This window comes from Flavobacterium sp. UBA4854 (assembly GCF_002399805.1).
Taxonomy (GTDB): Bacteria; Bacteroidota; Bacteroidia; order Flavobacteriales; family Flavobacteriaceae; genus Flavobacterium; species Flavobacterium ginsengisoli.
This window is the reverse complement of record NZ_DHEI01000084.1, coordinates 1-14000: the sequence shown is the minus strand read 5'-3', so window position 1 is coordinate 14000 and position 14000 is coordinate 1. Positions and strand designations below refer to the sequence as shown.

Here is a 14000-nt window from a genome sequence, read left to right as displayed (position 1 = left end):
TATCAGAAGAAAGGCAAGATCATTATTTCCAAAACTTACTAAGCAAAATTATCTGTTGGTTTTAGAAAAACTCCACTGCTTAAAATGAAATTATATTATTAAATAATTTATTATATGAGAACAAAAATACTTAACTTATTATTAATCTTAATTTTTTGTTTTTCTTGTACAGCGCAGGATGAAAATGATAATAGTAACAAAATTGTGCAGAGAATAACTTACAGTACTGGTTTACATAACGCTTTTACAGATTTGGTTTACTTTAAGGATCAGTTTTTTTTAGTGTATAGAGAGTCAGATAAACATGTGTTTGGACGCGACGGTGTTATTAAACTATTGAATAGTGTTGATGGGAAAAATTGGAAATTAATCAAAGATTTTGCTGTTAGTGGTGTCGATTTGCGTGACCCTAAGTTTGCAGTAAATAATGATAAATTAATGCTTTACATACATGGATCAACCTACGAGGATAAAACTCTTGTGAAATTTTCAGATTTTAGAGCAAACTTTTCTGATAATTGGAGTAAACTTGAAAATGTAACACTCGATAATAAAATAAAAACGACCGCAAAATTTGCAGGAAATGAAGCATGGCCTTGGAGAGTAACATGGCAAAATGGAAAAGCATATACTTTAGGATATAATGGGTTGGATATTTTTAGACTTTATAATAGTGAAGATGGTCTTTTTTTTAAAAGTGATTCCAAGGTTTATAGTAATGTCGCGCTTCCAACAGAAGCTACAATTAAAGTTAGTCCAACTGGTGATTTTTATGCTTTAATACGACGAAACTATGCATCTGCTTTGTTTCAAAAATATGATAAAGAGAAAAATGAATTTGTAACATTTAGTGAGCTTCCATTTACTAACTTTGGAGGGCCAAATTTTGTTTTTTTAAACGATAAAAAAGTACTTTTTTCTGGATCTTTCGGATATGTGTTAGTTGGTATATATGATTTAGAAACAAAACAATATAAAATCATTAGTAGCTTTGGAGGTGGTGATTGTGGATATCCAGGTATCGTTATAAAAGATAATTTTCTTTGGTTAAGTTATTATGCATCTTATGAGACAAAAGGGGGCTCATCTATTTATATTGCTAAGATTAATCTTGAAGATATTTTGGCGGAATAAAATCAAATGGATAAATATTTAATTAAATACCTAAGAGATAATTCAGAAGATGAATTGTCGTCTAAATATATTGATTTTTTTAAAATTGAATTAGATTGGCATATATATAATAACGAGAGACATATTGCAGAAAGATATCATAGAGAAAAAAAAAGCAGTTTTAAAGAGGAGGTTATAAAAACGCTTCAATATTGTTATGCAATTGCTGGATTCTCAGATAAAATAAAATCGGATAAGTCGAATGTTTTGTCAACATTACCATTCTTGGATCAATTGACTTTACAGGATCTTAATCTTATCTCATATTCTCCTGTTTGGCATCCAATAGGCAAAAAGAATATTTTTGGAGATTTGCAATCAATTAAATGGCATAAAAAGATTCAAAAAATTATTCAAAAAGAGGACTTCTACTCATTTTTAAATAAAAATTTGCATTTTGAGTTAGAAGAATTTCAAAATCATTTTTTTAAACAATATAAGGAAAAAGATTTTAGAGCATTATTGCTCCACACCGATCAAAATTTTTACAGTAAGTATTTCATAGATATATTCAAAAAATTAGAAAAGCCATCAATAGTCTTTAGTCATGGTTTGCCTGCAATATATTCAAAAGATATTGATAATAGATCAGATTTTTTAATGGTCTGGAGCGATAAAATTAAAGAGAATTACTTAAAAGCAGGTTTTGATTCTGAAAAGATTAAAGTTGTTGGAAACCCTCATTATAAAAAAAATCAAAAAAATAAAGAATTAAGATCTGATTTAAGCGATATATTAGTTGTACCTGTATCTTCAATACTTTGGCATCAACATGAATATGATTCTACAGTCCTCGTAGATAAAAGTATGGTAGTATTGTATCTGTATAAAGTGCAAAAAGTTTTGGAGAAATTAGGAGTAAAACAAGCAAGATATAGAACACATCCTTCAATTAATAAAGAGTGGGTTCATGCATTTTTAGATCAAAATTTCTATATTATGGATAATCAAGAACTCGCAAAATCTATAAATCGTTCATCCTTAGTTATTGGTGCAACTTCTACTGTGCTATTAGAGTCTTTAATTTATGGCGTTAATTATATTGTTTTTGAACCAAAAGATAGCGAGAACGTAAATATGGCAGGATTTAAGCTTGTTCCACCATTTGATGGATCAGACGAGAAAGTTATAACTGCAAAAGATGAAAATGAATTAGAAAATATGTTAAGAAATAATAATAAAACAGATTACAGTTTACTTAAGGACTATATTCAAGATTTTGATATTTCTGTCATGAAAGAGTTGATAAAATAGTGCCATGGCCGAAAGTAAGAAATTAATTAAAAATACAACTATTTATGCTCTTGGAGACATTATACCAAGACTCTTAAGTTTTGTAGCTTTTCCTGTTTTAACACATTATCTGACACCAACAGATTATGGAATTTTAAATTATGTAAATGCCCTTTCTACTTTTTTGATGGTTGTATCATTTCTATGTACAAATACTTATTATTTAGTATATTTTTATAGATGTGAAGATGAAATTGCACAAAAAAAATTATTAGGAAATCTTTCTACATTTATTATTGCTTATAATTTAATAATAGTGCTGTTGCTATTATTGTGCGGAAATTACTTTTTTAAATTATTAGATAGTAAAATTTCATTCTATCCATATATCATAATTGGAATTTTGACTAATTTTTTTAATATTTTTTCAATTCTTCCTTCAGCTTTATATAGATTGTTAGAAAAACCACTTTTTTTAACAATGATAAATATTTCCAGAGGTGTAATTACATTAGTCTTAACGTTAATATTGGTAGTTTTCTTCAATTACTCAGCATTAGGAGTTTTATATTCACTATTAATTCTGAGTATTGTTTATGCAATAATTTTTTTATTTATTACCCAGAAGTTTATTATTTGGAATTTTAATTGGAAGCAAATCAAAGAGGTATTAATTTTCTCATTACCCTTAGTGCCAGGATCGTTGGCCTATTATATAACAACAATTTCAGATAGGATTTTAATCGATAAATATTTAAATCTAAACGATTTAGGTATTTACGGTACCGCATCGACATTAGCTTTAATTCTTAATATATTTTCATACGGTGCTTACAAAGCCTTTGAGCCTTTTATTTTTAAGAGTTGGGGAGAAGAGAATTTCTCATACATTTTTGAAAAGATAAGAAATAATTTTGTTTATGTACTATTATTTGGAAGTTTAGGTTTGTCACTTTTTTCAAAAGAGTTTTTTCAAATTTTTTCTGGGGTCAAATTTCATGGAGCTTATTTTTATGTTCCAATGATTATAATAGGAGTTTACTGTTCGTCTGTTAAAATGTTATATGGAACGGTTGTAACTGCAAAGGGAAAAACAAAGGTTAATTCAGGAATTAGTATTTTTGGAGCAATAATAAGTGTTGTTTTAAATATTACCTTATTGCCTTCTTTTGGTTTAGTAGCTGCGGCATTGGTATCAAGTCTTGTGTTAGCAATTGAATGTTTGATTCTAATTTGGTATGCTAAATTGGATATCCATAGAAATACTCCAATTTTAAGTTTTTTGGTAGTTTGTCTAGTTACCTTTTTGTTTGTTTATATGATAAATTTGGAAAACATATTTTTATCTATAGCATTAAAAATAACTGTATTAACTGTAACGATTTCAATTTTATCTAAAATCTTGTCTGTAAATCCGTTTGAAATTGTCAAAGGATTTATAAAAAAATAATTATTTATGAAGAAAAATGCACGTGTTATTGCATTGTACTTGCCGCAATATCACCCAATTCCAGAAAATGATCAATGGTGGGGAAAAGGATTTACAGAATGGACAAATGTTGGAAAGGCTAAAACCTTATTCAAAGGACATTATCAGCCACGAGTACCTGCAGATTTAGGATATTATGATTTAAGAGTAGCAGAAACAAGAAAAGCTCAAGCGGATATGGCGAGAGAATATGGTATAGAAGGTTTTTGTTATTGGCACTATTGGTTTGGAAATGGTAAACGATTAATTGAAAGACCCTTTAATGAAGTTGTAAAATCAGGAGAACCTGATTTCCCATTTTGTTTAGCTTGGGCAAATGATACATGGAAAGGTTTTGCTCATGGTCTTAATAATAGAAACGTTTTAATCGAGCAATTGTATCCAGGCGTAGAAGACTATACAGCACATTTTTACGAAGTATTGGATGCTTTAAAAGACGAGAGGTATATTACTGTCGAAGACAAACCCCTTTTTATGATTTATAAGCCATTAGATAGTGAAGAAATAAAAGTATTCATAAAAACTTGGAGACGTCTTGCAATCGAAAACGGATTAAAGGGGATTTACTTTGTAGGACATATCAATAATTCAAATGGAGATGTCAATTCTGTTATGAATGTTGGTGTAGATGCCGTAAATACAGTAAGAATTAATAATTACTTAATTAATCATCGTACTTTTTTTCAGAAAGTGCTTAAAAGAATTAATAAAGTTTTTAGAGGGGTTCCTAATGCTTTTTCTTATAAAACAATGAGTAAATATTTTATCGAATCAGAAATAGACTCTCTTGAACTTGTATACCCAAGTATTATTCCAGGTTGGGATCATACTCCACGAAGTGGAAAAGAAGGTTTAGTTATCACTGATTCTACCCCTGAATACTTTAAAACTCATTTGAAGGATGCATTAAAAACGGTTGAAAATAAAAGCAATGAGCATAAAATTATTTTCATCAAATCATGGAATGAATGGGCTGAAGGAAATTATATGGAACCAGATTTAAAATTTGGGAAACAGTATTTAGAAGTTTTAAAACAAGAATTAGAAAGAGAATAATGAAAATTGCATTACTGGGCAGTAAAAATTTTGATAGTTTAGAGTTTCATTTGAATGATTCTCTAACTTTTTTAAAACATGATGTTTTTTATATAGATATTAAGGATGTTACAAAGGTTTCTTATAGGTTAAATTATTGGGGATCGAAACTTATTAAAGCCTATGATGAAATTGTGTTTAAGAAAATTGCTTATAAAATTGTAGAACAGAATCCTGAATTGGTAATTTGTACTTACAGAATAATTCATCCCATTTGTATTGAAATAATAAAAAAATGTTTGCCAAATGTACCTGTAATACATATAAATCCTGATGCTGTAACAACTTTTGAACAACAACAAATTTTTGCATCAAAATATGATGCCTATTTTACCAAAGACGTTTTTATTGTAGACTTTATGAAGAATAAAATGGGGCTAAACACATTTTATATGCCTGAAGCGTTTAATCCTCGCGTTCATAAAATGCCTTCACAAAATAGAGTTGAGGTAGAGAATGAAACAAATATTGATGTTGTTACTTTTGGAACAATGTATCCATACAGGGCTCAGATGGTAAGTAAATTGGTAGAAAGTGGTGTTAAAATGACTCTTTTTGGTACTGCTGATAAAAAATTCCCAAAGAAAGAAATAACAAATAATTTTAGAAACGAATATATAACAGGAAGTAGAAAAGCAGAAATCCTTTATGGGTCGAAAGTAGTTTTCAATAATTTCCATTATGCGGAAATTAATTCTGTAAATGTTAAGTTTTTCGAAATTGCTGGTATTGGAGGATTTCAAATCTGTGATTTTAAGCCTTCAATAAAAGACTATACTGCTATTCCTGTAGAAAAATTTACATATAAAAATATAAACGAAGCTATAGATTTAATTAATTACTATTTAGCAAATAGAGAGGAAAGACATCAATTAGCCTTAGAGCAACATATACATTTTCTTCAAAATCATACATATGAGCATCGTATAAATGAAATATTAAAATGTTTATAGTTCGTTATAAATAAATTTATCGTCGGTGTTTATATATTTAATAACTTTTCTTTTATTTATCTGCTTTTCATTTCTAGAGGTTCGTACTGACATAAGTGAAAGAACAAAAAAATATTTATATACTTTCTTATTTTTTTTCTTAGTTTTTCAAGTTGGATTCAGATGGCAAACAGGAACTGACTGGTTTGATTACCTACGACATTTCGCGCAATCAACATCATATGAAGCGGTATTGATTAATGTTTTGTTAGGATACGAAATAGGATATGGTTCTTTTGTTTTTTTGGTAAGATCTTTTACAGACAACTATACTGTTTTCCTAGTTTTACATGCAGTACTATATTATTTTTTAGTATTTAAGGCTAATAAGATTTTAAGTCCATTTCCATTTCTTTCTTTATTAGTGTTTTACGCTTCAACAATGGGTATTTTAGGGTCAAACAAGCAACTTATTGCTTTGGCTATTTGTTTTTATTCTTTGAAATATTTATTGGACGGAAAATCTTTTAAATTTTTTTTACTGGTTTTCATTGCCTTTCTTTTTCATACTTCTGCTCTTTTATTTTTAATCTATTATTTTCTTAATAGAGATATTAAAAAAAAATATATTCTGTCATTATTAGTTTTAGCTATTGTAATTGGAAAGTCAAGTTTGCCCAATTTATTGTTTTCTAATTTTGCTAATTTTCTAGGTGGAGCATTAGCCGATAAGGCAGAAAAATATGGAGACAATAATTTATCAGCTACTAGTTTAAGTTTGATAGGTTTAATTAGGCGACTACTATTTTTTTCTTTATTTTTTATAAATTACGACAAAATAACATCGAAGTTTCCTACTTACAAATTACTGTTTAATGGTTTTTTTGTTGGCTTGCTTATTTATTTTTTATTTTCTGGATCGCTCATTGTTTTGGCAGGAAGAGGAAGTTTCTATTTTAATATAATGGAATGTTTTTTAATGTCAAGTCAATTGCTTCTTTTTAAATCTAAAAAAGATAGGGCTTATCTATTGTTAGTATTTTTTATTTATTCATATTTTATATTTTTTCAGTCTATTGCTGAATATCCAGAATTATTTATTCCTTATAATGGAGTACTTGATAGTAGATTTCCTGTTAGTAGCGAAATTTAAAAATGTTTATGTTTTTAATTTAATCAATTAAACAGAAGTTTTTTTTATGCATTTAGATAAAAAACTAATTATATTTTCATATGATTTTCCGCCTTCGAATGGTGGTATTGCAAGGTTGTGCCAAGAAATAGCTGTTGGAATGAGAACTCATTATAGTTCTGTTTCAGTACTTACAAGAAAAAAGAATGGGCCAAATATTCCTTATAATCTAAAGGAAGTTCAAATAATAGAACTGCCAAATAAAAGAGTTGCCTGTGAACTTAAGGCATTATCTTATTTAAGAAAGTTAAAAGATAAAAACAATTATGATATTCTTTGTGGTAATTGGCATCCAGAATCTTTCTTATGTATAATTTCAGGATTTAAAAATGTATTTGTATTAGGGCATGGTACAGAATTTTTAAGCGGAGATTCTTATTTTCGAAAACAAGTATGGTTACCATATTACAGTAAATTTGTTTTAAACAGAATAAAGTTAATTATTGCAAATAGTAATTATACTGAAGGATTAATTCGTGAAATATCTTATCTAGCAAATGCAACAACTCTTCCTTTAGCAGTTAATCATAACTTTTTTAAACCTTTAAGCAAAGACTCTAGCCAGTATAGTAAATTAAAAATATGCACTGTCTCTAGAATTGAACATTTTAAAGGGCATGATTTTATTGCAAAGGTAATTGCAAATATGCCAACAGAATTTAGAGAAAAAATTGAATGGAATATTGCAGGGACAGGTAATTATTTAAAAGATTTAGTTGGAATTGTAGATGTTTTAGGGCTCAAAAATCAGGTTAAATTTCACGGATTCGTTAAGGATGAAGATTTACCTGCATTTTATAGTAATAATAATTTATTTATTTTATGTTCAAGAGAAAACCCTAATAATACTAGCGTTGAAGGATTTGGTTTAGTTTTTTTAGAAGCACAATCTTGTGGAATACCTGTTATTGGAACTAATACAGGAGGAATTTCTGATGCAATTCATGATCATAATGGAGGCTGGTTAATAAATCAGGATGATGAATTTCAATTAAAAAATTTATTGCTTAGTTTTTTAAGAGATGAATCTATTATTAATAAAATGGGAGAAAAGGCACGAGAAAGAGTTGTTAAGTATTGTACTTGGGAAATCTATTGTATGAAATTAAAAGAATTATTAAGTATATGATTTCAGTAGTAATACCAACTTATAATTCTGAAAAAACAGCATTAGCTGCTATAAAATCGGTTCTTTTTCAAACTTATGAGAATTGGAATATAATTATTATAGATGATGGATCTCAAGATAATACTTTTGTTTTAATAGATGAATTTTTAAAAACGTTGCCTGAAAATCTATCTGCAAAAATTAAATTGTTGAAACAGCAAAATCGGGGACCTTCTGCAGCAAGAAATTTAGGAGTTATTTTGTCAAAAGGAGAATACATTGCTTTTTTAGATTCCGATGATTGTTGGGATAAGAACAAGTTAGAGATTCAGATGAAATATATGAAGAATGATGATTCTTTATATTTATGTGCAACCGCATTTGGAAGAAAAAGAATTAAAAAAAAAACAGATTATAAATATATTTCTTTTCGAAAATTACTTTTTAAAAATTATTTTTCCACTCCGACAGTATTAGTTAAAAAAAAGATCTTTAATCAGTTTGAATTTGATGTAAATCAGAGAAATTCAGAAGATTATAAGTTGTGGTTGCAAATTGCATATGAGTATAAGTGCTTATACATTAATGAAGTTTTAGCGAGTAATCAGGAAAACAAAAAAGATTATGGAGAATCAGGATTATCGGCAAACCTCTGGAAAATGCAAAAAGGGGAGCTATCAAATTTTGTTTTTTTATATAAGCAATCTAAAATAAATGGATTGTTATTTTTGGGATGCATTTTTTTTTCCAATTTAAAATTCTGCATTAGATTAATTAAATCTAAAATTCTGTGAGAGCACATTTTTAGAGTATAGTATTTTAGATTTTCTTCGATTATAAATTGAAGAAAATTAATTAATTAAAGTTTATGAGGATAATAATCATTATTACAAGAGGAGATACAATTGGTGGTGCTCAAACACATGTTGCATCAATAAGTAAAAAGCTAATAGAAGATGGTCATGAAGTTAGAGTAGTTTTTGGAGGAGAAGTTGGTCCTTTTGCAGAATTATTAAAAGTAAATAATATACCTTATTCAAATATTACATCTTTCACAAATAAGTTTTCAGTTAAGAATGATTTTCAAGCTTATAAAGATGTAAAAGAGATAATTAAAAATTTCCAACCAGAATTAATCTCGTTGCATTCTACCAAAGCGGGTATATTAGGAAGAATTATAGCAAAAAGGGTTGGCTTGCCAGTTGCCTTGACGGTTCATGGCTGGTCTTTTTCTAATGGGATACCTTTATATAAGAGAATAATTTCTGGCTTTATTGAAAGAAGCTTAGCGTTTATGGTCGATAAATATATTTTAGTTTCTAGGTATGATTCGACTATTGCCAAAAAATTAAAATTTAAAAAATCTAAATTATTTGTTATACACAATGGTGTTGAAGACTTTTTAATTCATGCTGATGAGAAAAAAGAAGAAACATCAAAACTTTCGATTGTAATGGTTGCAAGATTTGATAATCAAAAAAACCAGAAAATGTTAATAGATGTTTGTAAAGATATTTCTGATATAGAGTTAAGTTTTATTGGAGATGGACCTCTTTTAGAGGAAATTAAAGCGTATTCTAACGATCTTGACCTTTTATGTGAAATTAATTTTCTAGGATTAAGACTGGATGTTAAAAAAATTATAAGGAAGTATGATGTTTTTGCTTTAATCTCAAATTGGGAGGGATTCCCAATTTCAACAATTGAAGCAATGTGTGTAGGAATGCCAATTATTGTTTCTGATGTTGGTGGTGCTGCTGAATGTGTTGAGGAAGGGGTAAATGGTTATGTGATAAAAAATGAAGACAAGAATTATTTGAAAAATGCTATACTTGAATTAAGAGATGATAAAGCATTACTAAAAAGATATGGACAAGGTTCAAGAAAAATATTTTTAACGCAATTTACAGATCAAGTTATGTATGATAAAACAAAAAAAATTTTCAATGATATATTAAATAATTCATAAATGAAAGTTTTATTGACAGGTTCAAGTGGTTTTTTAGGTGGTTTTATTAAGAGTAGTTTTGTTGATTACGAGGTTTTCGAATTAAATCGTAATTCAGGAAATTATCACTATTCATTAGAAAATGAGATTCCACAATTCGAACATCATTTTGATTTGATTATTCATTCTGCAGGAAAAGCTCATAGCGTCCCTAAAACACAAATTGAGAAGCAAGCATTTTATGATATTAATGTAAAAGGTACTGCAAATTTGTTAGAGGCCCTAAAAAAAACAGGTTTGCCAAATCAATTCGTATTCATAAGTTCAGTAAGTGTTTATGGTTTAGAAGAAGGAAAAAATATTGATGAGAGTTATCCTCTTTTGGCAAAAGATGCTTATGGGATAAGTAAAATTGAGGCAGAAAAGTTGGTGCAAAAATGGTGCAATGATAACCAAGTAGTTTGTACTATTTTGAGGTTGCCCTTATTGGTTGGAAAAAATCCGCCTGGAAACTTAGGCGCAATGGTTAAAGCCATCAATAAAGGTTATTATTTTAATATTGGAGGAGGTACTGCAAAGAAAAGCATGGTTTTAGGTAAAGATATAGCTCCTTTTATTTCGGCAGTAGCATCAGTTGGAGGTATTTACAATTTAACTGATGGAGTGCATCCTAATTTTAAAGAATTAAGTCTTGCTATTTCTAAGAATAAAAAAGGAAAAGTAAATTTACCTTTGTCGATTGCTATTATGGTAGGAAAAATTGGCGATTTATTGGGGGATAAAGCGCCTATTAATTCTTTAAAAGTTAAAAAAATAACTTCAGATTTAACATTTGATGATGCTAAAGCAAGAGAATTATTGAATTGGAAACCAGAATCAGTTTTAAATTATTTAAAGACCGAAAGTTTATAAAGATTAAAGTTTATAAAGATTAAAGTTTAGTTTGATAAATCCATAATTAATTTTACATAATAATGCAATACACAATAATAGGTTTAATTTTAATGATATTAATGCTTCTTTATTTCAAAGTTGCAGATCGTTTTAACATTATTGACAAACCAAATCAAAGAAGTTCACACACAGAAATAACACTTCGAGGAGGTGGTATAATTTTTTGGTTTTCAGCTTTGCTTTATTTTTTTCAGCATATCGAAAGCAATTATTTTTTCTTTACAGGAATTACATTGGTAAGTTTAGTAAGCTTTTGGGATGATATTCAAAGTCTTTCCAATAAAATTAGAATTTCAATTCATTTTCTTGCTATAACATTGATCTTCTTAGATCTCAACTTGTTTACTCTTATACCAATTTGGGGAGTTGTTATATCTTATGTGCTTGCTATTGGATTAATAAACGCTTACAATTTCATGGATGGTATTAATGGAATAACAGGACTTTATACCTTGGCTGTACTTGGATCTTTATTATATGTTAATACCAAAATTCAACTGTTTACAGATGGCAGTTTCATAAAATATGGAATGATTGCAAGTATGGTCTTTTTGTTTTTTAATTATAGAAAAAAGGCTAAATGCTTTGCGGGTGATGTTGGTAGTATTGCTATAGCTTTTTGGGTCATTTATTTAGTTTTAAAATTAATTTTAAGTACAAACTCGGTTATTTGGCTTTTGTTTTTAGCTGTTTATGGAGTTGATGCAGTTTGTACCATTTTACATAGGCTTTATTTAAAACAAAATATATTTGAAGCACATCGTTTACACTTGTATCAAATTCTTAGTAATGAATACAAAATACAGCATAGATTAGTTTCGCTGTATTATGCATTGGCACAAATAGGAGTTTCTATTTTGGTAATATCGCTTTATCAAAAAATAAGCGATTATATATTATTTACGATTATAATTGTTCCATTGCTTTTAGTATATTCTTTAAAATTTTATTTAATAAATAAAAGTAACTTAAAATTACAAGTATGAGTCCAGAAGTAATTCAGGGAGGAAATTTTTCAGATCATCGAGGTACTATTTCATACGTTAATGATTTTAGTTTTAATGATATTGAAAGATTTTATATCATAACTAATTCAGAAGAAAACCCTATCCGTGCTTGGCAGGGACATAAATTAGATTCAAAAAATTTTTATTGCGTAAGTGGATCTTTTAAAATTCATTTTGTAAAAATTGATAATTGGGAGAATCCTTCTAAAGATTTGACGATCGAAACAGTTGAAGTATCTGAGTTTGACAGTAAGATTGTTCACATTCCTGCAGGTTATGCAAATGCAGTAGAATCATTAGAGAAGAACTCAAAATTAATATCATTTTCAACTTTGCCATTATCAAATGTAAAAGAAGATGATGCACGATATCCTTCTGATTATTGGAGTTTAAATGAATAGAATTTATTTATCCTCATCGCAGCAAACTGGTTTTGAAATAGAATTCATTGAGAAAGCATTGCAATCTAATTGGATTACATCGGGAGGACCAAATGTAAATGACTTCGAAACTGAGCTTGAGAATTATTTTGGAGACGATTCATTTGTTGCAGCGTTAAATTCTGGAACATCAGCTATTCATTTGTCATTAATTTTATTGGGAGTAAAGCAAGGTGATGAGGTTATTTGTCAAAGTTTAACATTTTCAGCATCTGCAAATCCCATTTTGTATCAAGGTGCAACTCCAGTTTTTGTTGATAGCGAATCGGAAACATGGAATATGTCTCCTGATTTTCTTGAAAAAGCAATAAAAGATAGAATTAAAAAAGGACAAAAACCCAAAGCAATAATAGCGGTTCATTTATATGGTATGCCTTATAAAATAGATGAAATTCATTCTATTGCTGATCGTTACGAAATTCCTATAATCGAAGATAGCGCCGAAGCATTAGGAAGTTGTTATAAGGGAAAAAAATGTGGTACTTTTGGCGAATTTGGAATATTATCATTTAATGGAAATAAGATAATTACGACATCGAGTGGAGGTGCTTTAATCTCTAATTCAAAACTTTTAAAGGAGAAAGCCATTTTTTATGCTACTCAATCAAAAGATAATGCGATTCATTATCAGCATAGTGAAATTGGATATAATTACAGAATGAGTAATATTTGCGCTGGTATTGGTTTAGGGCAAATGAAAACTTTTCAGGAAAAAATAGATTCAAGAAGAAATAATCATATGTTTTATCAAGAGATTTTTTCAACTATTGAAGACGTAGAACTTTTTGAGGTAAAAAATGAAGATTATTTTTCAAATTATTGGCTGAACACGATTTTGCTAAAATCAAGCGAAGTTAAGAATGATTTATTGCAAGCCTTTGAAGAAGCAAACATTGAGACACGTCCTATTTGGAAACCAATGCATTTGCAACCAATTTTTGAAAGCTATCCTTATTACGGCAATAAAATGTCAGAAAAGCTATTTGAAAATGGATTATGTCTTCCATCCGGAGCAGATTTAACGATTAAAAATAAACAAAGAATAAAAGAAGTAATCAACGCTTTTTTTTATAATTAAAAAAATATTTACCCAATTTATATGAAAGTTGAAGAAACCTATATTAAAGATTTAGTTATTATTGAACCAACTGTTTTCGGAGACGAAAGAGGTTGTTTTTTTGAATCTTACAGTAAAACGAAATTTGAAGATTTAGGAATTAATATTGATTTTGTTCAAGATAACCAGTCATTTTCAAAATATGGTACATTAAGAGGCTTACATTATCAAAATCCTCCTTTTGCACAAACGAAATTAGTGCGTGTTTTAGAAGGTGAAATTATTGATGTTGCTGTAGATTTAAGAAAAGATTCACCTACTTACGGAAAATCTTTTAGTATTTTACTTTCATCTGAAAATAAAAAGCAATTG

The 14000-nt window shown here is 28.4% G+C and carries 14 protein-coding genes; all 14 read left to right on the top strand.

The genetic code is table 11. The annotated features are described in order from the left end of the window. Positions 1–114: 114 nt before the first annotated feature. A complete protein-coding gene (locus B3J44_RS12030; protein ID WP_286968655.1) occupies positions 115–1134 on the top strand; it encodes a hypothetical protein in 1020 nt (339 codons plus the stop codon). 6 nt (positions 1135–1140) lie between these two features. Next, positions 1141–2427 carry a hypothetical protein gene (locus tag B3J44_RS12025; RefSeq protein WP_286968654.1) on the top strand — a complete coding sequence of 429 codons (1287 nt, stop codon included), beginning with the start codon at positions 1141–1143 and terminating at the stop codon, positions 2425–2427. A 4-nt stretch (positions 2428–2431) separates the two neighbouring features. Then, on the top strand, positions 2432–3856 hold the full coding sequence (locus B3J44_RS12020) for a lipopolysaccharide biosynthesis protein (protein ID WP_286968653.1): 1425 nt from the start codon (positions 2432–2434) through the stop codon (positions 3854–3856). A 6-nt stretch (positions 3857–3862) separates the two neighbouring features. Continuing rightward, positions 3863–4951, top strand: a complete 1089-nt coding sequence (locus tag B3J44_RS12015) for a glycoside hydrolase family 99-like domain-containing protein (protein WP_286968652.1) — start codon at positions 3863–3865, stop codon at positions 4949–4951. After that, positions 4951–5943, top strand: coding sequence for a CgeB family protein (locus tag B3J44_RS12010; protein WP_286968651.1), 993 nt, complete (start codon positions 4951–4953; stop codon positions 5941–5943). The genes B3J44_RS12015 and B3J44_RS12010 overlap by 1 nt, the downstream gene beginning before the upstream one ends. A gap of 25 nt (positions 5944–5968) precedes the next feature. Continuing rightward, positions 5969–7075 carry an EpsG family protein gene (locus tag B3J44_RS12005; protein WP_286968650.1) on the top strand — a complete coding sequence of 369 codons (1107 nt, stop codon included), beginning with the start codon at positions 5969–5971 and terminating at the stop codon, positions 7073–7075. 46 nt (positions 7076–7121) lie between these two features. Continuing rightward, complete coding sequence (locus tag B3J44_RS12000) at positions 7122–8243, top strand: glycosyltransferase family 4 protein (protein ID WP_286968649.1); 1122 nt, start codon at positions 7122–7124, stop codon at positions 8241–8243. Further along, on the top strand, positions 8240–9016 hold the full coding sequence (locus B3J44_RS11995) for a glycosyltransferase family 2 protein (protein WP_286968648.1): 777 nt from the start codon (positions 8240–8242) through the stop codon (positions 9014–9016). The genes B3J44_RS12000 and B3J44_RS11995 overlap by 4 nt, the downstream gene beginning before the upstream one ends. 74 nt (positions 9017–9090) lie before the next feature. Next, complete coding sequence (locus tag B3J44_RS11990; RefSeq protein WP_286968647.1) at positions 9091–10191, top strand: glycosyltransferase; 1101 nt, start codon at positions 9091–9093, stop codon at positions 10189–10191. Next, a complete protein-coding gene (locus B3J44_RS11985; protein ID WP_286968646.1) occupies positions 10192–11082 on the top strand; it encodes an NAD-dependent epimerase/dehydratase family protein in 891 nt (296 codons plus the stop codon). 62 nt (positions 11083–11144) lie between these two features. Continuing rightward, positions 11145–12110 (top strand): MraY family glycosyltransferase, encoded by a 966-nt coding sequence (locus B3J44_RS11980; protein WP_286968645.1) that lies wholly within the window; start codon positions 11145–11147, stop codon positions 12108–12110. Further along, the gene (locus tag B3J44_RS11975) at positions 12107–12532 is read left to right on the top strand and encodes a WxcM-like domain-containing protein (RefSeq protein ID WP_286968644.1); all 426 of its coding nucleotides are present in this window, start codon (positions 12107–12109) and stop codon (positions 12530–12532) included. The genes B3J44_RS11980 and B3J44_RS11975 overlap by 4 nt, the downstream gene beginning before the upstream one ends. Then, a complete protein-coding gene (locus B3J44_RS11970; protein ID WP_286968643.1) occupies positions 12525–13649 on the top strand; it encodes a DegT/DnrJ/EryC1/StrS family aminotransferase in 1125 nt (374 codons plus the stop codon). Before B3J44_RS11975 ends, B3J44_RS11970 begins: the two co-directional genes overlap by 8 nt. 21 nt (positions 13650–13670) lie before the next feature. Continuing rightward, positions 13671–14000 (top strand): dTDP-4-dehydrorhamnose 3,5-epimerase family protein (locus B3J44_RS11965; RefSeq protein ID WP_286968642.1); only part of this gene is annotated, 330 nt, incomplete at its 3' end.

What these genes read in the sequence shown, in the direction of transcription:
- B3J44_RS12030 (WP_286968655.1), top strand. Translation starts at nt 115, where the DNA reads ATGAGAACAAAAATACTTAACTTATTATTAATCTTAATTTTTTGTTTT.
- B3J44_RS12025 (WP_286968654.1), top strand. Translation starts at nt 1,141, where the DNA reads ATGGATAAATATTTAATTAAATACCTAAGAGATAATTCAGAAGATGAA.
- B3J44_RS12020 (WP_286968653.1), top strand. Translation starts at nt 2,432, where the DNA reads ATGGCCGAAAGTAAGAAATTAATTAAAAATACAACTATTTATGCTCTT.
- B3J44_RS12015 (WP_286968652.1), top strand. Translation starts at nt 3,863, where the DNA reads ATGAAGAAAAATGCACGTGTTATTGCATTGTACTTGCCGCAATATCAC.
- B3J44_RS12010 (WP_286968651.1), top strand. Translation starts at nt 4,951, where the DNA reads ATGAAAATTGCATTACTGGGCAGTAAAAATTTTGATAGTTTAGAGTTT.
- B3J44_RS12000 (WP_286968649.1), top strand. Translation starts at nt 7,122, where the DNA reads ATGCATTTAGATAAAAAACTAATTATATTTTCATATGATTTTCCGCCT.
- B3J44_RS11995 (WP_286968648.1), top strand. Translation starts at nt 8,240, where the DNA reads ATGATTTCAGTAGTAATACCAACTTATAATTCTGAAAAAACAGCATTA.
- B3J44_RS11990 (WP_286968647.1), top strand. Translation starts at nt 9,091, where the DNA reads ATGAGGATAATAATCATTATTACAAGAGGAGATACAATTGGTGGTGCT.
- B3J44_RS11985 (WP_286968646.1), top strand. Translation starts at nt 10,192, where the DNA reads ATGAAAGTTTTATTGACAGGTTCAAGTGGTTTTTTAGGTGGTTTTATT.
- B3J44_RS11980 (WP_286968645.1), top strand. Translation starts at nt 11,145, where the DNA reads ATGCAATACACAATAATAGGTTTAATTTTAATGATATTAATGCTTCTT.
- B3J44_RS11975 (WP_286968644.1), top strand. Translation starts at nt 12,107, where the DNA reads ATGAGTCCAGAAGTAATTCAGGGAGGAAATTTTTCAGATCATCGAGGT.
- B3J44_RS11970 (WP_286968643.1), top strand. Translation starts at nt 12,525, where the DNA reads ATGAATAGAATTTATTTATCCTCATCGCAGCAAACTGGTTTTGAAATA.